We start from the raw sequence: 22,026 nt of genomic DNA, 5'->3' as shown, positions 1-22,026 counted from the left end.
TTAAGCGGCCTTGCGCTTACCATCCATCAGGATGGACAGGATACGGCCCAGCGTTTCCGGCAGGTCGTGACGGGTCACAACCTTGTCGACCATGCCTTTTTCCTTGAGGTATTCTGCGCGCTGGAAGCCCGGCGGCAGTTTCTCGCGGATGGTGGTTTCGATCACGCGCGGACCGGCAAAGCCGATCAGGGCACCCGGCTCGGCCAGGTGCACATCGCCCAGCATGGCATAGGATGCTGTCACACCGCCCGTGGTCGGGTCGGTCAGCACCACAGCATAGGGAAGCTGGTTGGCTTTCAGGTCCTGAATGGCCAGCGTCGTGCGGGCCATCTGCATCAGCGACAGCGCGCCTTCCTGCATACGCGCACCACCGGCTGCGGTGAAGCAAACCAGCGGCACACCGCGTTTCACAGCTTCCTGTGCGGCGGTAATGAAGGCCTCGCCCGCTGCCATGCCCAGCGAACCACCCATAAAGGTGAAGTCCTGAACGATGACAACAGCCGGGGTGCCGTCCAGCGTGCCATAGCCGATAGCCATGGTGTCGGGACGACCGGCCGCCTTACGCGCCGCCGCCAGACGTTCCTTGTACGGCTTGCCGTCCGAGAAGTTCAGCGGATCTTCGGGCACGTCAGGCGTGGCAATGGCTTCGTATTTGCCACCGTCAAACGTCGCCTTCAGGCGCGTCGGGGCATTGATACGCATGTGACGGCCAGACGGCGTCACCCACAGCGCAGCCTCGAGGTCCGAGCGATAGATCATCTCGCCCGTATCGGGGTCTTTCACCCACAGATTGTCAGGCGTGTCCGTGGTTTTGACCACTTTGCGGACACCGGGGGAAAGGCGCGAAAGCCAGCCACCGCGGGCTTTGTTTTCGGAATTCTTATCGACCATGGGCGCTGTTTAAACGGTTTCCGTCACGGAAGCACTAGTTACGTGCATTACGAACTGCATCAGAAAGGGTGCGTACCTTGGCCAGCACGCGCGGCACGGCGGGCTCACCGGCTTCAAGGGCTGCGGCGACCTCGTCCACAAGGGCCGAGCCGACCACCACCGCATCCGATACGCGGGCAATTTCGGCGGCACGTTCCGGTGTCTTGATGCCGAAACCGACGGCCACCGGAAGGCCCGTGGCCTTGCGAACACGCGCAACCGCAGGGGCCACCGAGGCGGCTTGCGCCTCTTTGACGCCCGTCACACCGGCCACGGAAACATAATAGATAAAGCCCGACGTGCCGCGTGCGATCACTTCGAGGCGCGCATCGTCCGAGGTCGGCGTGGCCAGACGGATCAACGACAACTGTTCGGCATCCATCGCCGCGGCAAGGTCTGCAGCCTCTTCGGGGGGGCAGTCCACCGAGATCAGGCCATCAATGCCAGCCTCGGCCGCTTCCTTGGCAAAGCGGGCATAGCCATAGGATTCGACGGGGTTCAGATAGCCCATCAGGATCACCGGCGTGTCCTGATCGGTCTTACGGAACTCGGCCACAAGATCCATGGTGCCACGCAGGGTCATACCGGCTTTCAGGCCGCGCTGGGCGGCACGTTGCACGGGCGGGCCCTCGGCCATCGGATCGGAAAAGGCCAGACCCACCTCGATGATGTCGGCCCCCGCTTCGGGCAGGCCCTTGAGGATTTCCAGCGCTTCTTCGCGGCTGGGATCGCCCGTCATCACGAACGGCACGAAACCGGCGCGATTCTCGGCCTTCAGCTTGGCAAAACGGGCATCAATACGCGACGTCGTCACTGTGCGGTGCCTCCGCTCGGTGCGGCGCAGACATCGCCCGGAATGGTGGCAAAGCCGAGGAAGGCCGGAGCCTCTGCGGCCTGCGGTTTTTCAGTGTCGTAGAAGGCGACCATTTGCAGGCCGTCACAGCCACCGGCCTCGCGGCGCTTGACCAGAATGACGCGGTTGTCGTCACCGTCAGCGGCCAGCCAGCCCTGTTGTTCCAGATGCGCCAGATAGGCCTCGGCCACACCACCGGTCTGGTCCATGCGGGCGGTGACGCAGAAGGCCGCAGCCTTCAGCAGGCCACCGCAATCGGGCGACACAACAGCCGGTGCCAGCACCGGAAGGTCCGACGGGATCGCCACCGAGGCGTCCGCCAACGGCGGTGCCGTCGTGACGGGTGCGTCTTGTGCGGCCAGCATCAGGCTCGCAGTCATCAGGGAAACCAGCATCACTTAAAGCTCCACACCAAGATGTTTGGCGACGGTGAAGATGTCCTTGTCGCCACGGCCCGACAGGACCACGACAATGTCGCCGCCCTTGCCGACTTCGCGGGCGATCTCGCCCGCACGCGCCAGTGCGTGCGAGGGCTCCAGCGCCGGAATAATGCCTTCCAGCTTGGAGATCATCTGGAAGGCGTCCAGTGCCTCGTCATCGGTCGTCGAGCGATACTCGCCGCGCCCCAGATCATTCAGCCACGCATGTTCGGGGCCGATACCCGGATAGTCGAGGCCCGCCGAAATCGAGTGGCCTTCGAGGATTTGGCCATCGGCGTCTTGCAGAAGATAGGTGCGGTTGCCGTGCAGAACGCCGGGGCGACCACCCTTCAGCGAGGCGGCGTGGCCATTATCCACGTCCAGACCATGACCTGCGGCTTCGACACCGATCAGGCGCACGCTCTCGTCATTTACGAACGGGTGCATGGCACCGATGGCGTTGGAGCCGCCACCGATACAGGCGACTACGGCATTGGGCAGGTGCCCCATCTGAGCCAGCGACTGGGCCTTGATCTCCTTGCCGATCACCGACTGGAAATCGCGCACCATTTCGGGATACGGGGCCGGGCCGGCGGCTGTGCCGATGATGTAATAGGTGTCCTCGACATTGGTCACCCAGTCACGCATGGCCTCGTTCATGGCGTCTTTCAGGGTCGCAGCGCCCGCCGTCACGGCGCTCACCTCGGCCCCCAAAAGCTTCATGCGGAACACGTTCGGCTGCTGACGCTCCACGTCCACAGCGCCCATATAGACGGTGCAGGGCAGACCAAAACGCGCACAGACCGTGGCCGAGGCCACGCCGTGCTGGCCCGCGCCGGTCTCGGCAATGATGCGGGTCTTGCCCATGCGGCGAGCCAGCAAAATCTGGCCCATGCAGTTATTGATCTTGTGCGCGCCTGTGTGGTTCAGGTCTTCGCGCTTGAGCCATACACGCGCGCCCCCGAAATGCTCGGTCAGGCGTTCGGCGTGATACAGCGGGCTTTCGCGGCCCACATAGTACTTCAGATAGCCGTCCAGCTCTTCCTGAAAACTCGGGTCCGCCTTGGCGGCCTTATAGGCTGCATCCAGCTCGTGGATCAGCGGCATCAAGGTTTCGGGTACGAAACGACCACCATAGGGGCCGAAACGGCCCTGCTCATCGGGCCATGCGTAGGTGTTTTTCAAAGGTGCGTTCACGGCAGCAATCTACAGGGAGGAAGACGACGAAATCAGGGCGGTCAGGCCAGAGCTTGGCGGGCTGCATCCAGAAACTTCCGGATCAGGGGGATGTCCTTAACACCCGGTGCGCTTTCAACGCCAGAGGAGACATCCACCATAGATGCCCCCGTTATGCGCAAGGCTTCACCCAGATTGGTGCCATCCAGCCCGCCCGCGAGGAACCATCTTGCCGCAAGTGCGCGATTGGCCATCAAGGACCAGTCAAAACTGTGCCCCACACCACCGGGCAGTTCGCTGCCCTTGGGTGGCTTGGCATCGAACAGTAAAATATCGGCCGCCTTGGTCCATGCGGGAACAGCCGCAAAATCCGCGTCTTCGCGGATCGGCAGGGCCTTGATGATCTTGGCTCCGGTCAGAGCGCGCACCTCGGCGGCCCTTTGCGGTGTTTCATTGCCATGCAGTTGAATGAAGTCGGGCATCAAAGAGGTGGCGATACGGCCCAGCAGCGCATCGTCGGGATCAACCACCACGGCCACCACCGCTGCGCGACCCCGGGCCATCGCAAACAGCTCGGCGGCGGCTTCCGGCTCTATATGGCGCGGGCTCTTGGGAAAGATCACCGCCCCGACATAGGCCGCCCCCCCCACAAGGGCCGCTTCAAGCGTTTCGGGCGTCGTCAGCCCGCAGATCTTTACCTCGGTCATAGCCGAGGGGTGCGCGACCCTGACCGTAAGGTCAAGGCCGCACGGCGCACCCAAAGTCAGGGCCGCCTATTTTGACGCTGATTTTTTGGCAGCTGGCTTTTTAGCCGCCGCAGCCGCGCTCTTTTTGGCAGGTTTTTCGCCCGCTTTCGCATCGGCAGACTTCTTGGCGGTATCCTTGGGCGCAGCTTTCGGCTTGGCCGCAGGCATGCCCGCCCCACGGTTCGCATGGGTACGGGCGTCCAGCGCCGCGTGCACACGCTCGATGGCAGCGATCAGTTCTGCCTTCTTGTCATGCGCGCCTGTATCGGGGCTCAACGCGCCCTGCTTGCGGGCTTCGCGTTTACGGCCACGGATCATGCGCAAAATCCGCTCGCGGCGGCTGCGCAACTGGCGGGCCAGTTCGGTCAGTTCGCGATGGGTAAAGCCTTCCAGCGTCTTCGACTGATCGACCAGCTTCTTCTCGTTCTCATCAAGCGAGGTTTTTGCAGGTGCCTTCATATTCATCCGTCCTGTCATTTTCCCGTGACAAGACAGTGCATGACAGGGCCGGACGTTCCGGCCCTTTTGTCAGCTTGCGGAGAATATGGACGCGATCTCGTCTGCGTTCAGCAGCTTCCATTCGCCCGGAGCCAGATCATCCGGCAGGGTCAAACCGCCCAGACGCTCGCGGTGCAGGGCCTCGACATGGTTGCCGGTGGCCGCAAACATGCGGCGCACCTGATGGTAGCGCCCCTCGGTGACGGACAGCAGGGCCTCGGTCGGGGACACCACTTCCAGCTCTGCCGGTGACAGAGGTTTGTCCTCGCCTTCCAGCATCAGCTGGCCCGAGGCAAACAGATCACCCTCGGTCCCGTTCAACGGGCGGGCCAGCGTGGCGCGATAGACCTTTTTGACATGGCGTTTGGGGCTGATGACACGGTGCAGCAGGTCGCCGTCATCGGTCAGCAGCAACAGGCCCGAGGTCTGCTTATCCAGACGCCCGATGGTCGAGATGGCCGGATCACGACGCATCCAGCGTTCCGGCAGGACATCATAGACCAGCGCGCCATCTTCCTTATGCGAACAGGTCATGCCCAAGGGCTTGTTCAGCAGGATGACAAGACCCGGCACAGGGTCCAGAGGCGCGCCGTCAATCTCCATGCGCGAAGGCAGGTCGGGCGTGATCGGGATGCGTTTGGTCACATCGGTCAGATCGACGCCATCCAGCATGATGCCGCCCGCCTTGGCCATGCGCGCCATTTCTGTGCGCGAGCCATAGCCCATAGAAGAGAGGAGCTTATCGACGCGCGCAGTAGGAATTTTCGCCATCTTAGTTTTCCCTACCGTTCGCCGCACGGCGGCTCACTGCTTGAGGGATAGTTTCCCTACCCCTCGCCGCAAGGCGGCTCATTACTTGAGGGGAGATCACTTGACCGCCTCGAAGACTTTGAAGCCCTGCTGGTCGACCACCATGTTCACGCGCTTGAAGACCTCGTTGAGGTCCTGCTCATAGGGCAGATGACGGTTGGCCACGATCCATGCCACCCCACCCTTTTTCAAAAGCTCGGCAGACTTGCGGATAAATTTCTGGCCGAGGCGCTTGTCCTCGATCCCGCCATCGTGGAACGGCGGATTGGAGACGACAAAGTCCAGCGTACCCGCTGCGTCCAGCGTGCGGACATCATCCCATTCGAAACGGGCACGGGCGTCTTCGACATTCTTCTTGGCCGCCGACAGGGCGCGGCGGTCCAGATCGATCATCCGCAGCGAAGTCACAGCAGGTGCCCGCAGCACCACCGTCGCCAGCGCGCCATAGCCACAGCCCAGATCAATGCCATGGCCTTTCAGGGGCGGCAGAACCTGTGCCAGCAGCGCTGTGCCGGTATCAATCCGGTCCCATGCGAACACACCCGGTTGCGACCATGCTTCAAGGCCCGGAACGATACGCGGTGCGCCGTCGCGAATGGCCGCATCCAGACCCTCGACCGCTTCGGGGCGGGTCAGTTGCACACGGCGATGGTGGGCCTTGGCGTTTTCGGCAAATTCCAGCCCGAAACCTTTCAGCTCCTTGGCCAGACGCGAGCCGCCCTTGTCCTTGGCGGCCATGACATCCAGACGCCCGCCCGCTTTCAGGACGCGCAGGGCCTGCGCCAGCACATAGCGGCGCTCGACGGCACCGGGAGGCGCATAAAGGGTGATATCGTCTGCCGATCCATCCGCCATATCCTCTAGCGCGCTTGATCCGGGGATCAGGGGCGAGGTCTGGGTGGCGCTCATCGGTGGATCAAACACGGCCGGCGGGCGACCATAAATCAGGCTTGTCATAGGCGCCCCTATAATGGTTTCGCGCTCGATTTGCGACAGCCACCGCACCAGATGCGCTTTTGACCATCTGACAAGATGACACCCATGCCCGAATTGCGGCACAAGCCCCCTATGTTCGACCCCTCATACGATAGCTTTGACTATAGCGATCCGTCGCCGACACTGGATGATGCCCGTGTCCTGCTGAAGCGCGTCTGGGGTCATGCCGATTTTCGTGGCCTGCAAGCCGATGTGATTACCGAGATCATGGCCGGTCGCCATGTCATGGCCGTGCTGCCGACCGGCGGCGGCAAGAGCGTCTGTTATCAGATCCCCGCCATTCTGCGCCCCGGTGTCGGACTGGTGGTCTCGCCGCTGATCGCCCTGATGACCGATCAGGTCGAGGCGCTGAAACAACAGGGCGTGGCCGCCGCCCGCCTCGACAGCGGCATGACCGCCGACGAACGCAGCGCCGTGTGGCGCGATGCCCGCAATGGCGATCTCGATCTGCTCTATGTCTCGCCCGAGGGACTAGCCGCCGGCTCCATGCTGGAGCGACTGTCGGAACTCCAGATCAGCCTGATCGCCATCGACGAAGCCCACTGCGTTTCGCAATGGGGTCACGACTTCCGCCCCGATTATCGCACGCTGGGCAAGCTGGCCGAGGTGTTTCCGCGTGTGCCGCGCATTGCCGTCACCGCCACCGCCGATGCCCGAACCCGCGAAGACATTCTGGCCTCGCTGCATCTTCAGGATGCCAAGGTGTTCGTGGACAGCTTTGCCCGCCCGAACCTGCAACTAAATGCCGAGCGCAAGATCAATGGATCGCGTGCCCGCACCGATGCGCGTGTCGTGGAACTGGTGTGCGAGCGGCCCCGCCGATCCGGTGTGGTCTATTGCGGCAGCCGCGACGGCTGTGACCGGCTGGCGCAGGAACTGAGAAACAACGGCGTCAACGCCATCAGCTATCATGCCGGTTTCGACAACCGCGAGCGCGATGTGCGCCTTGACCGCTTCCTCAACGAGGAAGACGCCGTGATGGTCGCCACCATCGCCTTTGGCATGGGCGTGGACAAACCCGACGTCCGCTATGTCATCCATGCCGATCCCCCAGGCAGCCTCGAAGCCTATTGGCAGGAGGTTGGCCGTGCGGGCCGCGATGGCGAACCCGCCGAAGGGATCACGCTGTTTGGTCCGTCCGACATTGCATGGTCGTTGCGTCGCCTTGAGGGTCGCCCGATGGCCGAAGAGGTCAAACGGGTGCAAATCCGCAAGGTGCGCCAGTTGTTTGCCATGCTGGACGGTGCCACATGCCGCCCGCAGGCCGTGCGCCGCTATTTCGGCGAGGCCATCGCCGAACCGTGCGGCGGTTGCGATATCTGTGGCGATCCGCCCCAGACATTCGACGCACTGGTTCCCGCCCAGAAAGCACTGGCCGCTGTCCAGCGCCTAGGCGAGCGTTTCGGTCGCACCCGCGTGGTGGATCACCTGATCGGCAAGTCCAAGGACAATGCGGCGTGGGAAACCTCGCTCTCGACCTTTGGCATCGGCAAGGACCTGTCCATCCTCGGCTGGCGCGATGTGTTCGACCACCTGATGTTCGAGGGTCTGTTGGTCGAGGAAGCCACCGACGGCTATCCGATCATCAAGCTTGGCGAGCCTGACGCTGTGCGCGGCGTCTATCGCGGAGAGCGGGACGTGCGGGTCAAGCGTCCGCCCGCGCGCGAAGTCATCGAGAAACCGCGCAAGAATATTGGCCGCAACCTGCCCGCCGAGACGCTCGACACCGATGTGCGGGCCCGTTTCGATGCCCTGCGCAACTGGCGCCGCGACCGTGCCAAGGAACAGGGCGTTCCGCCCTATGTCATCTTCCAGGACAAGACACTGGTCGAGATTGCCGTGCAGGAACCGCGCGACTTCAACGACCTTGGCCGCATCAACGGCGTCGGTGCCGGAAAGCTGGAACGTTATGGTCAGGCCGTGCTGGACGCCCTGCGCCAGATCGCCTGATCAGTCGGCCAGAAAGCGCCTGACGGCCTGTTCCAACTGTTTGGGCGTGTCGATCATCACCATGTGTTCGGCCCCGTTCATGCGCTCGAAACGGGCGGGACGGCGCAGGTTCATATAGCCATAGCGGAAGGCACTATCGACCTGTGCGCGCGGGTTCTCGGCCTTGTCGCTCCAGCCATAGACCACGGTCACTGGCGCGGTAATATCGGGCAGGCGATAGCGCAGATCATTGGTCAGCACCTCATAGAGGCCCTGTGCCAGCACACGGCGGTCCCCGCCCTGCCAGCCCAGACTGTTGAACAGGTGATCGCCGCCCGCGCCCAGATCAATCCCCGACTGTGCCGCCGTTGAACGCAACATCTCGTCGCCCAGCATCATCACGCCTTGAAACACCAGACGCGCTAAGGGCTCGACATCGGCCTTGGTGGCCCCGCGATTGATGAGCGAAGGAAAAAAGGGCGATGAATCCATCACCATCACCTTGCTGATACCCTCGCCCTCGTCGGCGGCGACGCGCAGGGCCAGTTGCCCGCCCATAGAGTGCCCGATGATGGCGGGACGGTTCAGTCCGGCCTCGCGGATATAGCGTTTGATCTCGGCAGAAATCTCGGTGGTCAAATGCCCGCGCGCATTGCCCTGTGCCGGGTATTCGCCAAAGCCGCGCACATTGACCAGATGCAGCCGGTAACGCCCTTCCAGCGCCGGTACCAGCTTGGCCCAGACCGCCGAGGTCGAGGCCAGACCGGGGATCAGGATGATGTCGGGTCCACCCTCGCGCCCGACAACTTCGACGTGGATCCTGTCCGAGACAAAAACCTCATCCGACTGCTGCGCGGCATCGGGGACCGCTGAACGCGGGGCCTGCGCCATTGCCGGTAACGCTATGAGCGAAAGCCCCATAACAATACCGCAAACAAGACTGTGCCACGGACGGGTTCGGGTCATCGGATTACCCTGTTGCGCGAACACGGCAAAAGCTTGGCGGGGGCTTGTGGTTTCCCATTGCAAAAATGTAACCTTGGCTCAAAATAACCTCTCACACGGGGAGATGTGACTATGCTCGCACTATCCATTATCGCGCTTTTGACCACCGCGTCTGTACCGGCCCAAGCTCAGGAAGAGCTGCAGGCCGCCGCCCCAGTTTCACAAGCCCTCGGCCAGAGTTGGAACGTCCTGTCACGTAGTAGCACCACCGTCTATATGGTCGACGTCAATGCCATCAAACAGCAGGACGGCATCACCACCGTCTATGTGGCCCGCGTTCCGGCCCAAGGCGATGCCGCTGACAAGACCCACTCTCTGACAGAGCTTAATCTGCGTTGCAGTGCCAACCAGTCCAAGACGGGTACCGAAATCTATTTTGGTGCCAATGGCATTGAAGAAGAGCGCATTCCCAACGAGTACAGCTTTGAACGCATTACTGCGAACAGCCTGGATGCCTATGTGAAATCCATTGTTTGCGACAATGACCGTTCGACGGTGACCTATGACAGCATTGAAGCCTTCATCAATGCCGGTCGTCCCAACGCCAATTAAACACCGCGTTTGTCAGACGGCGGCCCGCTATGTGGGCCGCCCCTAAATCGTCATCCTAGACCTTCAAAAGCGCTAGGATCGGGTCGCGCAGGGCCGGATTACCTACGGCCAGGACGCGCCCGTCAGCCGCGGTCGGCATCTGGCCATCCCAGCCGGTAAAATCGCCGCCCGCTGCCTTGACCAGTGGCATGACTGCCGACCAGTCCCAGACCTTCAGCTCGCTTTCCAACACCACATCGATACGGCCCGCCGCCACCATGGCATAGGCGTAACCGTCACAGCCATATCGCGCCAAGCGCACGGCGGCCTTCAGGCGGTCCCAGCTCTGGCGATCCTCGCCGCAGAAAATATCGGGATCGGTCGTGGCAGCGACCACTTGCGAAACTTCGGCACATTTACGGGTACGGATCGCAGCCTTACCGTCACGCGTCACCAGCCAGGCCCCGCTGGGGCCACCGATGAAAACCTCGCCGATATAGGGCTGTCCCACCACGCCGATCACCGGCACGCCCTTGTGGCGCAGGCTGATCAGATTGGTCCATAAGGGCAGGCCCGAAATAAAAGCACGGGTGCCGTCGATCGGGTCCAGAATCCAGACATATTCGGCGTCGGGATTTTCCTCGCCATATTCCTCGCCGATAATGCCGTGATCGGGATAGCGGGCCTTGATGGCGGCACGCAGCGCACGTTCGGCGGCCTGATCGGCCTCGGTGACCGGATCAAAACTACCCGGTTCGGCCTTGTTGATCTCCGACACGTCAGTGCGAAAATGCGGCAGGCTGACATCGGCCGCGACGGTGGCCAGTTCGAGGGCAAAAGCTTCTAGATCGGTCATGCCCGTGCCTTACACGGCGTTCGCCGAAACTTCGAGGGTGATAAGAGACAAATGCCGTTCAGGCGGCGGCGCTCTTGGCTATTAGCGTCACATCGGCGCTTTCGCCCAGCGGGGCCTCTGCGTAACCGTCATAGAAATAGCCGATGCCGGTTTCCAGCGCATGGGCCAGATACCACAGCCGCGCGGCCGATATGCGATTGGCCCCGCACTCGTATTTTTGCACCTGCTGAAAACGGATGCCCAGACGCTCTCCAAGCTGCTGCTGCGTCAGGCCCAGCACACGGCGGCGGCGGCGCACCCTGCGGCCAATATGCAGATCGATCTCGCTCGCCAAATCACCCTCGCCTGTTTCAAAACGACACCGGAGGCGTCCATTTACAGTCAGTTACAACTGGCCAAGCAAGGTCGGTGCCGCCCGAAGCGACACAACTAAATACCTGCGTTATCGCAACTGTAAGGCGCATTACGCATTAGCCACGCGGGACCTTTTAAGTCTCCAGACCTATAAGGAGGGCATAATGAGCGGTTTTGGATTTATCGCGTGGATTGTCATCGGCCTTATCGCCGGTTGGCTGGCTGAAAAAATTATGAAGCGCGATCATGGTCTCTGGACCAATCTGATCGTGGGCGTCGTGGGCGCATTGCTGGGCGGGTTTCTGGTCAACCTGCTGGGTATGGATGCCTCGGGAAGCTGGATCGTCGGGATAGTTGTCGCCACCCTGGGGGCCGTCATCCTTCTGTTCCTGCTCGGTATGATTAAAAAACGTGCCTGATTGATAAGTGTTTTCCAGACAAGAAAAGGGCGACCCTCGCGGGTCGCCCTTTAAGCTTTCGCCTCGGTGTGGCCGTAGGGGCCGCCTTAGGCCTTCGGCTCGTCAGCCGGCGTATCGGCGGTCGTATCGGCGTCTGCGGCATCCGCAGGCACAGCGTCCGCTACCGGTTCCTGACCGGCAATCGGAGCCGCCGACTGGAAGTCGGACAGGCTGGCGCTCACGATAATGTCTGCGCCTTCCTGACGGATGCCGTTCAGCGCCACAGCGCGAACAATGCCGTCAGCACCGCGCACGGTCAGTTCCTGACCATTGGCACCGTTCTGTGCGCCCACCAGTTTTCCAAGTTCGCTGCCATCAGCGCTCTTGACGGTGGCACCCGGATTTAGAGTAAGGCTTTGCGGCGCAGCAGCCTCTTCGGTCGGTGCTGGCGGAGTGGCCATATCCTGCGGTTGTTCTTGAGCAAATGCAGGGGCGGCGATCATCATGGCACCGGTCATGCTATACAGCAGGGCAGCTTTGCGGATCATGTCTAACTCCTAGTTTAGCGAGACCTGACGCTCGCAAGATAGTGAACACCTCGTGTAAATATTTGTTTCCCCTGCCTTAAAATGACCTTGGACGAGCCACGGATGGCCCCAAAAAACGGCACGCCGTCTCATTTCCAATTCCTGCCCCTCTTGTCGCCCGCTTCGCATGACCCAAAAGAAAAGCCAGAACCTGCCCCGCATCGCACGCCGCCTCGGCGGGCTGGCCTATGAGCTGACGCCACAGCTTTTTGCCGTCGCCTCTTTCTTGCTGGGGGGCCTCATCCTGCTATCGGCTGTGACTCCGGAATTTAACGACCGGCTGCACGCGCTGGGTCGCTGGGCCGAGCCGGCCATTATCGATCTCAGCCATTTCGCCGCCAGCATTACCGGCTTCCTGCTTTTGTTCATCTCGGCAGGGCTGTGGCGACGCAGGCGCGGGGCCTATTATGCCGCCCTGCTGGCCCTGATCGGCGGCGCGATTTTTTCTGTCCTCAAGGGTTTGAATATTATTCAGGCCATTGAGCTGCTGATGGTGGCGGCCCTGCTATGGCCTTGCCGTCCGGCCTTTAACCGCCGCTCGCGACTGGGAGAGCCCTTGCGCCCCGGCTGGCTATTGATGCTGGTGGCGGCGGTGATTGCCATGATCTGGCTCGGCTTTTTCGCCTATCGCGAAATCCCCTATCAGGACGAGTTGTGGTGGTCCTTCCTAACGGACAGTCAGGCCTCGGGCTTCCTGCGGGCTGTCGTGGTGCTGTCCATTCTGACGCTGGTGGTGGCCTTCCGCTCGCTGTTATCGGCCCCCGGTGCGCGTAGCCACGGCCCTGCCAGCCCCGCCGAGGTCGAGAGCGCCCGTCAGGCCCTGATGTCCGCCGAGGTGGCCTCGCCCGAGGCCCGTCTGGCGCTATTGGGTGACAAGGCGCTGCTGTTTTCGCCGTCCCGACAGAGTTTTCTGGCTTATCGCGTGCGCGGACGCCGCTGGATCGCCATGGGCGAACCGGCGGGATTGATATCGGAGCGTTTGGAACTGTTGTGGTCGTTTGCCGAACTGGCCGACAGCTATGGCGGCTCGCCGGTCTTCTATTCGGTTAGTGAAACCCTGCTGGCCGATCTGGCCACTCTGGGTCTGGCCGTCCGCAAGGTCGGAGAGGCCGCCGTGGTGCCGACCCACTGTTTCTCGACCGAGGGCAAGGGCAAGCAGAACCTGAGAACCGCCGTCAACCGCGCCGAGCGCAGCGGCTCACAGTTCTCGGTGCTACAACCGGGTGAAAGCCACGCCATCGCCAAGGAACTTCGCGCCATATCCGATGCGTGGCTGGCGCATCATGAGGGCTCCGAAAAAGAGTTTTCGCTGGGCCGGTTCGACATCGATTATCTGAACGCATGTCCCGTCGCCATTGTGCGCGAGGAAGGCCGGCTGATCGCCTTTTCCAACCTGCTGATGGGGGCGGGCAACAAGGAAGCCATGATCGACCTGATGCGTTATACGCCCGACGGTCCGCACGGGGTGATGGACTATATGTTCACGCGCATCGCCCAGTGGTGCCGCGAAACGGGCATCGATCATCTGGATCTCGGCATGGCCCCGCTATCGGGTCTTGAGGACCGCCGCACCTCGCCGGTCTTTGCCCGCGTGGGTGCTCTCATCTTTGAAGAAGCCAACGCCATTTACGGCTTTCAGGGACTGCGGGCCTATAAAAGCAAGTTCGGCCCCAACTGGCGCCCGAAATTCATTGCCGCCAGCACCACCACGCCACTGCCTCTGGCCCTGCTGGACGTTGCCCTGCTCACCAGCAAGGGCTGGCTGGGCCTGCTGGGCCTAAAGAAGTAGGCAACCCCCACCTGCAACACAGCACCAAACACAGACACCCGCGCTCCCTTTCCTGCCCCTCAAGCAGCAAGCCCCTGCGGGGCGAGCGTTAGAGGCCAAACGTCCTTGGTAGCGAGCCGCAAAGCGGCACGCCTAAGGGACAAAGCAAAAAACCCGAGTAAGCTGACGCGCACGAAAAAGGGGCGGCTCTTTCGAGCCGCCCCTGACTTCGTAAGCTAAAGCTTACTCAGGCTTCTGGCGCTTCTTGCGGAACGACGGGTTCAGGATTTCCTTGCGAAGACGGATGTTCTTCGGGGTCACCTCGACCAGTTCGTCTTCTTCGATATAGGCGATGGCCTGTTCCAGCGACATCTTGCGCGGCGGGGTCAGGCGAACGGCTTCGTCCTTGCCCGAGGCGCGAACGTTGGTCAGTTGCTTGCCCTTGATCGGGTTGACGTCCAGGTCGTCCCAACGGCTGTTCTCGCCGATGATCATGCCCTGATAGGTCTTTTCACCAGCACCGACGAACATCACGCCGCGCTCTTCGAGGTTCCACAGAGCATAGGCTGCGGTGTCACCGTCCGAGTTCGAGACCAGAACGCCCTTCAGGCGGCCTTCGATCGAACCCTTGTGCGCTTCATAGTGCGAGAAGACGCGGTTCAGCACGCCCGAACCACGGGTATCGGTCAGGAACTCGCCCTGATAACCGATCAGCGAACGCGACGGGCATTTCAGCTGGATGCGGGTCTTACCTGCACCCGACGGGCCCATATCGGTCATTTCAGCCTTACGGGCCGACAGCTTTTCGATAACGATGCCCGAGAACTCTTCGTCCACGTCGATCATGACGTCTTCGATCGGCTCCATCAGCTGGCCGTTCTCGTCCTTCTGATAAACCACGCGCGGACGCGAGATCGACAGTTCGAAACCTTCGCGGCGCATGTTCTCGATCAGAACGCCCAGTTGCAGTTCGCCACGACCGGCGACTTCATAGGCGTCCGAGCCCTGGGTTTCGGTGATGCGGATCGCGACGTTGGCTTCGGCTTCCTTCATCAGGCGGTCACGAATGACGCGCGACTGGACCTTGTCGCCTTCACGGCCAGCCAGCGGGCTGTCGTTCACGCCCACAGTCATCGAGATGGTCGGCGGATCGATCGGCAGGGCCGGCAGGGCTTCGTTGACTTCCAGAGCGCACAGGGTGTCGGCCACGGTTGCCTTGGACATACCGGCGATGGCGACGATATCGCCCGCTTCGGCTTCGTCCACCGGCTGACGCTTCAGGCCACGGAAGGCCAGAACCTTGGTGATACGGCCTTGTTCGATCTGCTTGCCGTTGCGGTCCAGAGCCTTGATGGCCATGCCCGGAACAGCCTTACCCGAGTGGATACGGCCCGTCAGGATGCGGCCCAGGAACGGGTCGGACTCGATCAGAACGTTCAGGATCTGGAACGGCTCGTTGACGCGTTCTTGAGCCTTGGGTGCCGGAACGTGCTCTACGATCAGTTCGTACAGGTCGTGCAGGTTGTCCTTCGGATTGTTGAAGTCCATCGAGGCCCAGCCCGAACGGCCCGATGCGTAAATCACCGGGAAGTCGAGTTGCTCGTCGGTGGCACCCAGTGCAGCGAACAGGTCGAAGGTTTCGTTCAGAACGCGGTCCGGATCGGCGTGTGCGCGGTCAACCTTGTTGATGCACAGGATCGGACGCAGGCCCATACGCAGGGCCTTGGTCAGCACGAACTTGGTTTGCGGCATCACGCCTTCTTCGGCGTCAACCAGCAGGACGCAGCCGTCCACCATGCCGAGGATACGTTCAACCTCACCACCGAAGTCGGCGTGACCCGGGGTGTCGATGATGTTGATGCGGGTTTCGCCGGTCTTGCCGTTCCACTGGATGGACGTGCACTTGGCAAGAATGGTGATACCGCGCTCTTTTTCCTGATCGCCGGAGTCCATGGCGCGTTCCGTGGTCGCCTCATTGGCGCGGAAGATGCCGGACTGGGACAGAAGGGCGTCAACCATGGTCGTCTTGCCGTGGTCAACGTGTGCGATAATAGCGACGTTACGAAGGTTCATTTCGGGCTCGGGCGGACTGTGTTCGGTCACGGGAGGCCCGCGCCGCTGCAACAAGATGCAGATATGGGAAGGATTTCGGTGCGCCTATTACAGTGCCGGAAGCCAAAAGGCTAGAGCGGGGGTTAGATGGTCACAAAACGGTCTAATATGAGCGAAGCTTAGCCGAGGCCCAAAAGCGCAATTGTCGCCACGGCAAAGCCGCCAATCATCAAGGCCGAAATCGCAGCCACAGCGGCCACGCGCGGTCCCGCACGGGCGACAGAGCGCGGGTCAACCATCAGGCCCAGTCCGGCCATGGCGACCACGGTCATTACCGTGACCGCATGGTCCAGCGGCACCAGCACGACCTCTGGGATCACGCCCAAGGAGCGCAGCCCCATCAGCACCAGAAACACGACGATGAACCACGGCACGAGTTGGGACAGTTTGAGTTTCTTGCCGCTGGTGCGACCTTCGCGTCGGGCGTGGCCCGCATGCATCAGGCCCAGAACCAGTGTCACCGGCCCCAGCATCAGCACCCGCACCAGCTTGACCACGGCCCCCGTCTGGATGGCGACCGCTCCGGCGGGCGAGGCCGCGGCCAGAACCTGCGGCACAGCATAGACGGTCAGACCCGCCAGCACCCCGACCCCCGTGGCATTATAGCCCAAAAGGCTGCCCACCACCGGCACCAGCAATACCACGGCAATACCCAGAACCGCCGTAAAGCCGATGGCGGCGGCCACGTCCTCGCCCTCGGCCTCAATAGTCGGCGCAATGGCGGCAATGGCCGAGTTACCGCAGATGGCATTGCCACAAGCCACCAGCAGCGCCATCGCATGGGGCAGGCCAAAGGCACGACCAATGGCATAGCCCGCGACAATCGCCACCACGACCACGCCCATAATGGCCAGCAACAGCCAAGGGCCGAGGGCGGCAACCGCTGCTCCGGATACCGTTGCTCCCAAAAGTGCGACGGCTACTTCCAGCACGGTCTTAGCGCTGAAACGGATGCCTGACATCCAGCGGGCCGATGGCGACCAGAAGATGCGTATCGCCGCCCCCAGCAGGATGGCCAGCACCAAGGCTTCAACCCACGCAAAGCCCAGCACCGCCAGTTCCAGCTTCTGAAGGCCAAAGGCCACCAGCGCCACCAACGCGCTCAAGGCCACACCTGGCAGAAGGGCCATCAGTCGTGAACCGGAGGCGGAGGTAGGAGTCTGAACAGGGGCCGTATGGGTCATGCCCCTCTATCCCACCGGTTCAATCATCAATCTAACGCATAGTTGTTGATTTAATGATCGTTAAATTCGATTGATTACGCATGACCCTCGAACAGCTCCGTATCTTTGTCGCCGTCGCCGAGCGCCAGCATATGACGCGCGCCGCCGAGGCACTGAACCTGACCCAGTCCGCCGTCAGTGCCGCCATTACCGCGCTGGAGACCCGCCACGGCACGCGTCTATTTGATCGTGTGGGGCGCGGACTGGTGCTGAATACGGTCGGCGAAGCTTTTTTGCCCGAGGCACGCGCTGTGCTGAACCGCGCCGAGGCCGCCCAGAGCCTGCTGGATGATCTGGCGGGCCTGCGTCGGGGTTTGGTGCGCATCCATGCCAGCCAGACTATCGGAGCCTATTGGCTGCCCCAGCGCATGGCCGCCTTTCAGCAGGCCAACCCCGGTATCGACCTGCAATTGTCTATCGGCAACACCCACAGGGTGATCGAGGCGGTGACATCGGGAGAGGCCGAACTGGGCCTGATCGAAGGGGCCGAGGACGCGCCGCGTTTGTCGCGCCAGCAGGTCGGTGCCGACCGTCTGATTATCGCCGCCAGCCCCGACCACCCGCTGGCCCTACAGGACAACATCCTGACCGCCACAAGTCTTGCCGGTCTGAACTGGGCCTTGCGCGAAGAGGGCTCCGGCACGCGCAGCGAGTTCACCAATGCCCTGCCCCAAGGCATGAGCGCCGACCAGTTACAGGTTTCGATGGTTCTGCCGTCGAACGAAGCCATTCTGACGGCGGTGGCGGCCAGCACATTGGTGACCTGTATTTCGGAACTGGCCGCCCGACCTCTGATCGAGGCCGGACGGCTGGTCCGCTTGCCGCTGGAAATGCCCGAGCGGCCGTTTCATCTTTTGAAACACAAGGAACGCAGTCCCAGTCGGGCGGCCAGCGCTTTGGCGGCCGCCCTTTAGGCCCTACACCTTGGCAGAGCGGCTCATGGTCCAGCGATAAAGGCCAAACACCATCAGCGCGAACACCACCAGACCCGCCCACATGGCTGGCCATGCGCCACCTTCGCCGATCAGGGCGAACGGGGCTTCGTTGCGGGTGGAGACAATGACGGCAGCCGTAAAGACGCCGAACAGGCTTTCACCAACGATCAGACCCGAGGCCAGCAGCACGCCCATACGGCGTCCCACATCGGCAAAGCGGGTCGAGGCAATGGCCTTGTCATAGAACCAGCCCACCAGCGCACCGATCACCAGCATGGTGGTGACATAGGCGGGCAGATAGACACCGATACCCGCAGCAAGAGGCGGCAGCTTCATCCGGTCCTTGGTAGCACGGCGCAGGATGACATCCAGAATGATGATCCCCACACCGATGGCTCCGCCCACGCCGATCAGGTCCCAGCGCAGATCGCCGCTGATGACGCCCTTGGCCAGAGCCGAGATCAGGGTGGCCTGAGGTGCAGCCAGCGTTTGTGCGCCTTCGACGATGGCGGGCGGGCCGCCTTCAAAGCCAAAGGCCTGGTTCATCATGTCCAGTACGAACGGGATGACCAGCGAACCAGCGACCACACCGACTAGAAGCGCGGTCTGCTGGCGCCACGGCGTCGCCTCGACCAGTTGGCCGGTTTTCAGGTCTTGCAGGTTGTCATTGGAAATGACTGCCACGGCAAACACCACCGCCGTCACCACCAGCGCAAAGGCAATGACCGACGGATCGGCAGGCACATTGGCAATGGCCAGAACGCCCAGCATCAGCAGCGAGGCAATGACGATGGCCAGAATACCCACGCCCGAAACGGGGCTGTTGGACGAACCGATCAGACCGGCCATGTAGCCGCAGATGGCCGCAACCGCGAAACCGATCACCACCACATAGGCCAGACCGCCCACCACCAGCAGAGCCGTATGGTCGGCCAGCACAGTGCCTTGGGCAAACACGGCCAGCAGCACGGCAATACCCACCAGCGCCACCAGCGACAGCAGGCCGACCATCTTGATCGGAATGTCCTGCTCGGTCAGGTCCAGCGTCTCGCCATGGGCGCGCTTGTCCTGCGCCGCAAAGGCCGAGGCCAGACCCGCCACCAGCGGACCGGCCAGCTTGGCCAGCGTCCACAGAGCGGCCACACCGATCACGCCCGCACCGATAAAGCGCACTTCCTGCGACCAGACAGCCATGGCCAGTCCCTGCGCACCGGCATCGGCAGGCACGCCCGCGGCGACCGTCGACAATCCTTGCGCCGTGGACCAGTCAATATAGGCCCCCGAGGTCAGGATCGGCACAAAGATCAACCAGGCCAGAGCCAGACCGAACAACTGGGTCAGGCCCACAGCCAGACCGATCAGGTGACCTGCGCCCAGCAGGGCAAACTGCATGGAAAAACCGATACCGGTCGCCCCGCCACCCAATGCGGTCGGAAGCTTGAAGAAGGCCGCTGTCTGTTCGGCAAATACCTTGGCCGCGGCCAGATAACCGAATACCGACGAGGCCAACGCCCCGCCGACCACCACCCACAGGCCCGACCTGTTCTCGCGAACGGCGGACTCGCTCTGTTCTTCACCCGGCGAGCCGACTTTCAGAACCTCGGCTGCAGCAACGCCTTCGGGATAGGGCAGGTCGCCCTTGGTCACGAGGGTCCGGCGCAGAGGAATGGAGAAGGTCACCCCCAACACACCGCCCAGAACGCAGATGGCGACACTTTCCCAGAAGGGGAAGTTCATCCACCAGCCGATCATCACCAGACCGGGCAGGACAAAGATGATCGAGCTCATCGCGCCGCCCACCGAGGCGACGGTCTGGACCGTCATGTTTTCCCAGATGGTCGAGCCTTTAAAGGCCCGCAGCAGCGCCATCGAAATGACCGCTGCCGGAATGGCCGAGGCAAAGGTCAGGCCGACTTTCAGGCCCAGATAGGTATTGGCCGCGGTAAACACCGCCGCCAGCAAACAGCCTAGTATCAAGGCACGGATTGTCAGTTCGACCCGCTTGATCCCTGAAGGCTTGTGTTGCGATGCGCCACTTTCAGCCATCGACAATCCTCTTTCTTGCGCTCTGCGACGCACTATTTTCCGGTGGCCACGCTACGCCTGAAAGCCGGAAAATGACAACCGCCGATGAAAGCCCGCTTCACCTTGGCGGGCTGGCGTCCTAACTCTTGTCACATGCCCGAATTACCCGAAGTCGAAACCGTCCGCCGTGGCCTGACCCCCGTTGCCGAGGGGGCGCGTCTGTCGCGTGTGCTGATCCGCCGTCCCGATCTGCGCTTTCCCTTTCCCGAGCGCTTCACCGAGCGGCTGGAAGGTGCCACGGTCCTGCGCATCGACCGCAGGGCCAAATATCTGCTGATGCCGCTCTCGACCGGCGAGACATGGATCACCCATCTGGGCATGACCGGACGCTTTACGCTGGATGGCGATCCACTGGGCCGGTTCGAGGATGCCCCGCCCGTCACTGGCAAGCACGAGCATTTCGTCGCCTGTGCCGATATCAACGGCCAGTTGACCCGTCTTGCCTATGCCGATGCCCGACGCTTTGGCTTTATGGGCCTGATCCCAACCGGTCAGGTGGATGACCACCCGTGGTTCAAACAGTTGGGGCCAGAGCCTCTGGGCAACCATTTCTCGGGCGCGCATCTGGCCGAGGCCTTCAAGGGGCGCAAACAGAACATCAAGGTCAGCCTGCTGGACCAGTCGATCGTGTCGGGCCTTGGCAACATATATGTGTGCGAGGCCCTGTACCGTTCGGGCATCCATCCCGAGGTGCCAGCGGGCAAGGTCTCCGCGCAGAGACTGGAACGTCTGGCCGCCGAGGTCCGCCGCGTGCTGGAAGATGCCATCCTTGCCGGTGGCTCCACCCTCAAGGACTTTGCCAATGTCGAGGGCGGCCAAGGCTATTTCCAGCACAGCTTTGATGTCTACGGCCGCGAGAACCAGCCCTGTAGAACCACAAACTGCACCGGCACCATCGCCCGCATTGTTCAAGGTGGCCGCTCGACCTTCTTCTGCCCGACCTGCCAGAAAACCTGAGCTCAAACAAAGTTATGTCTGAAAAATACGACTAATAGTCAAAAATATTAGACATTATGTCGGATTGATGCGACATAACCTCATTATCTGCCAAGAGATCATGAGGCCTTGCCGCTATGACTTTTCGTGAAAAACACCTGCTGATCACCACGGTGACAACCGTACTGATCTGGAGCGTCTATTTCTGGCGCATGGGTCAGGCTATCCTGTCCGGTAGCCTGATGCAGCCGTCCTTTGCCGGCGAGATGGGCGTGATGTTTGCGGCGGCCGTGGCCGTGGTGGTGGTCATCGAGCTGGTGATGACCGTGATTGCCCATCTGACGACATCCAAGGCCGAACGCGAAGCAAGGGACGAGCGCGAAACTCTGGCAGGCCTGAAGGGCAGCCATATCGCCCTGATGTCGCTGCTGGCCATGGTCTTCACCCTTGCCGGTGTCGCCTATATTTTCGGGCTGGCCGATTTTGTCGCGCCCGGTAACGGCAAGACCCTGACCACCAATGCCAATGCGATGGTGGTGATCGCCAATCTTCTATGGGCCGCCTTCCTGATATCGGAGCTGATCCGCGCCAGCTTCACACTGGTCCTGCTACGTCGGGGGCACTGATGGTCAAGGCCCCGCCTCCGATCAAAAACCGCATCCGCGAGATGCGCTTTCATGCCAACGAGATGACGCAGGCCGATCTGGCCGCCCGCATCGGCATGACCCGTCAAACCATCGTCGCCATGGAACAGGGCAAATACTCCCCCAGCTTGGAAACCGCCTTCCGTATCGCCCAGGTTTTCGGCGTCGAGATCGGAGAAGTGTTCCAGTGGGAGGGCTGAGGCGCTAGAGCATCACACTATAGTCGTGATGATAC

Annotated in this window: 22 protein-coding genes and 1 pseudogene; 8 read left to right on the top strand and 15 right to left on the bottom strand. The window is 61.9% G+C overall.

Features of this window, described 5'->3' with window-relative positions; translation table 11 throughout:
• The 8 genes from FHS64_RS04305 to FHS64_RS04270 all read right to left on the bottom strand — a co-directional run bounded on the left by FHS64_RS04305 (position 1) and on the right by FHS64_RS04270 (position 6,389).
• A complete protein-coding gene (locus FHS64_RS04305) occupies positions 1-891 on the bottom strand; it encodes an acetyl-CoA carboxylase carboxyltransferase subunit beta (RefSeq protein ID WP_167176063.1) in 891 nt (296 codons plus the stop codon).
• A gap of 34 nt (positions 892-925) precedes the next feature.
• On the bottom strand, positions 926-1,744 hold the full coding sequence (trpA, locus tag FHS64_RS04300; protein ID WP_167176061.1) for a tryptophan synthase subunit alpha: 819 nt from the start codon (positions 1,742-1,744) through the stop codon (positions 926-928).
• Positions 1,741-2,178 carry a hypothetical protein gene (locus FHS64_RS04295; protein ID WP_167176292.1) on the bottom strand — a complete coding sequence of 146 codons (438 nt, stop codon included), beginning with the start codon at positions 2,176-2,178 and terminating at the stop codon, positions 1,741-1,743. The genes trpA and FHS64_RS04295 overlap by 4 nt, the downstream gene beginning before the upstream one ends.
• A gap of 3 nt (positions 2,179-2,181) precedes the next feature.
• Positions 2,182-3,399: a tryptophan synthase subunit beta gene (trpB, locus tag FHS64_RS04290; protein WP_167176059.1), complete on the bottom strand. Its 1,218-nt coding sequence runs from the start codon at positions 3,397-3,399 to the stop codon at positions 2,182-2,184.
• A gap of 41 nt (positions 3,400-3,440) precedes the next feature.
• Positions 3,441-4,085 carry a phosphoribosylanthranilate isomerase gene (locus FHS64_RS04285; protein WP_167176057.1) on the bottom strand — a complete coding sequence of 215 codons (645 nt, stop codon included), beginning with the start codon at positions 4,083-4,085 and terminating at the stop codon, positions 3,441-3,443.
• 66 nt (positions 4,086-4,151) lie between these two features.
• The gene (locus FHS64_RS04280; protein ID WP_167176055.1) at positions 4,152-4,583 is read right to left on the bottom strand and encodes a hypothetical protein; all 432 of its coding nucleotides are present in this window, start codon (positions 4,581-4,583) and stop codon (positions 4,152-4,154) included.
• A 69-nt stretch (positions 4,584-4,652) separates the two neighbouring features.
• Positions 4,653-5,393, bottom strand: coding sequence for a pseudouridine synthase (locus FHS64_RS04275; protein ID WP_167176053.1), 741 nt, complete (start codon positions 5,391-5,393; stop codon positions 4,653-4,655).
• A 96-nt stretch (positions 5,394-5,489) separates the two neighbouring features.
• Entirely contained in the window at positions 5,490-6,389 is a 900-nt protein-coding gene (locus FHS64_RS04270; RefSeq protein WP_167176051.1) for a class I SAM-dependent methyltransferase, read from the bottom strand.
• 111 nt (positions 6,390-6,500) lie between these two features.
• On the opposite strand from FHS64_RS04270, the gene recQ reads away from it, so the two are divergent.
• A complete protein-coding gene (gene recQ / locus FHS64_RS04265; RefSeq protein WP_167176049.1) occupies positions 6,501-8,378 on the top strand; it encodes a DNA helicase RecQ in 1,878 nt (625 codons plus the stop codon).
• Here the strand turns inward: recQ and FHS64_RS04260 are convergent, their stop codons facing one another.
• Positions 8,379-9,323 (bottom strand): alpha/beta fold hydrolase, encoded by a 945-nt coding sequence (locus FHS64_RS04260; protein WP_167176047.1) that lies wholly within the window; start codon positions 9,321-9,323, stop codon positions 8,379-8,381. It lies immediately after the preceding gene.
• A 111-nt stretch (positions 9,324-9,434) separates the two neighbouring features.
• Here FHS64_RS04260 and FHS64_RS04255 point away from each other — a divergent pair, with 111 nt between their 5' ends.
• Positions 9,435-9,914 carry a hypothetical protein gene (locus FHS64_RS04255; RefSeq protein WP_243862718.1) on the top strand — a complete coding sequence of 160 codons (480 nt, stop codon included), beginning with the start codon at positions 9,435-9,437 and terminating at the stop codon, positions 9,912-9,914.
• Positions 9,915-9,969: 55 nt separating this feature from the next.
• Here FHS64_RS04255 and hisN read toward each other — a convergent pair whose 3' ends face one another.
• Both hisN and FHS64_RS04245 read right to left on the bottom strand, forming a co-directional pair.
• Positions 9,970-10,749, bottom strand: a complete 780-nt coding sequence (hisN, locus tag FHS64_RS04250; RefSeq protein WP_167176045.1) for a histidinol-phosphatase — start codon at positions 10,747-10,749, stop codon at positions 9,970-9,972.
• A gap of 115 nt (positions 10,750-10,864) precedes the next feature.
• Positions 10,865-11,083 (bottom strand): annotated as a pseudogene (locus FHS64_RS04245) (helix-turn-helix domain-containing protein); the annotation flags it as partial.
• A 184-nt stretch (positions 11,084-11,267) separates the two neighbouring features.
• Between FHS64_RS04245 and FHS64_RS04240 the strand changes: the two are divergent.
• A complete protein-coding gene (locus tag FHS64_RS04240) occupies positions 11,268-11,522 on the top strand; it encodes a GlsB/YeaQ/YmgE family stress response membrane protein (protein WP_167176041.1) in 255 nt (84 codons plus the stop codon).
• Between the two features lie 86 nt (positions 11,523-11,608).
• Here FHS64_RS04240 and FHS64_RS04235 read toward each other — a convergent pair whose 3' ends face one another.
• Positions 11,609-12,049, bottom strand: a complete 441-nt coding sequence (locus tag FHS64_RS04235; protein WP_167176039.1) for a superoxide dismutase — start codon at positions 12,047-12,049, stop codon at positions 11,609-11,611.
• A 166-nt stretch (positions 12,050-12,215) separates the two neighbouring features.
• On the opposite strand from FHS64_RS04235, the gene FHS64_RS04230 reads away from it, so the two are divergent.
• Positions 12,216-13,877, top strand: a complete 1,662-nt coding sequence (locus tag FHS64_RS04230; protein WP_167176037.1) for a phosphatidylglycerol lysyltransferase domain-containing protein — start codon at positions 12,216-12,218, stop codon at positions 13,875-13,877.
• 222 nt (positions 13,878-14,099) lie between these two features.
• Here the strand turns inward: FHS64_RS04230 and typA are convergent, their stop codons facing one another.
• Together typA and FHS64_RS04220 are read right to left on the bottom strand one after the other, a co-directional pair.
• Positions 14,100-15,929 (bottom strand): translational GTPase TypA, encoded by a 1,830-nt coding sequence (typA, locus tag FHS64_RS04225; RefSeq protein ID WP_167176035.1) that lies wholly within the window; start codon positions 15,927-15,929, stop codon positions 14,100-14,102.
• 158 nt (positions 15,930-16,087) lie between these two features.
• Positions 16,088-17,098 (bottom strand): YeiH family protein, encoded by a 1,011-nt coding sequence (locus tag FHS64_RS04220; RefSeq protein WP_243862717.1) that lies wholly within the window; start codon positions 17,096-17,098, stop codon positions 16,088-16,090.
• A gap of 134 nt (positions 17,099-17,232) precedes the next feature.
• Here FHS64_RS04220 and FHS64_RS04215 point away from each other — a divergent pair, with 134 nt between their 5' ends.
• Positions 17,233-18,105: a LysR substrate-binding domain-containing protein gene (locus tag FHS64_RS04215; protein ID WP_167176033.1), complete on the top strand. Its 873-nt coding sequence runs from the start codon at positions 17,233-17,235 to the stop codon at positions 18,103-18,105.
• 3 nt (positions 18,106-18,108) lie between these two features.
• On the opposite strand, the gene FHS64_RS04210 is transcribed toward FHS64_RS04215, so the two are convergent.
• Positions 18,109-20,172 carry an OPT family oligopeptide transporter gene (locus tag FHS64_RS04210; protein ID WP_167176031.1) on the bottom strand — a complete coding sequence of 688 codons (2,064 nt, stop codon included), beginning with the start codon at positions 20,170-20,172 and terminating at the stop codon, positions 18,109-18,111.
• Positions 20,173-20,304: 132 nt separating this feature from the next.
• Here FHS64_RS04210 and mutM point away from each other — a divergent pair, with 132 nt between their 5' ends.
• The 3 genes from mutM to FHS64_RS04195 all read left to right on the top strand — a co-directional run bounded on the left by mutM (position 20,305) and on the right by FHS64_RS04195 (position 21,991).
• Positions 20,305-21,168 (top strand): bifunctional DNA-formamidopyrimidine glycosylase/DNA-(apurinic or apyrimidinic site) lyase, encoded by an 864-nt coding sequence (gene mutM / locus FHS64_RS04205; protein ID WP_167176029.1) that lies wholly within the window; start codon positions 20,305-20,307, stop codon positions 21,166-21,168.
• 116 nt (positions 21,169-21,284) lie between these two features.
• Complete coding sequence (locus tag FHS64_RS04200) at positions 21,285-21,773, top strand: hypothetical protein (RefSeq protein ID WP_167176027.1); 489 nt, start codon at positions 21,285-21,287, stop codon at positions 21,771-21,773.
• Positions 21,773-21,991, top strand: a complete 219-nt coding sequence (locus FHS64_RS04195) for a helix-turn-helix transcriptional regulator (protein WP_167176025.1) — start codon at positions 21,773-21,775, stop codon at positions 21,989-21,991. Before FHS64_RS04200 ends, FHS64_RS04195 begins: the two co-directional genes overlap by 1 nt.
• Positions 21,992-22,026 lie beyond the last annotated feature (35 nt).

Origin of the sequence: Brevundimonas terrae, assembly GCF_011761985.1 — a bacterium.
Taxonomy (GTDB): Bacteria; Pseudomonadota; Alphaproteobacteria; order Caulobacterales; family Caulobacteraceae; genus Brevundimonas; species Brevundimonas terrae.
The sequence above is the reverse complement of the archived record's forward strand: the minus strand, read 5'-3'. Positions and strand labels throughout refer to the sequence as shown.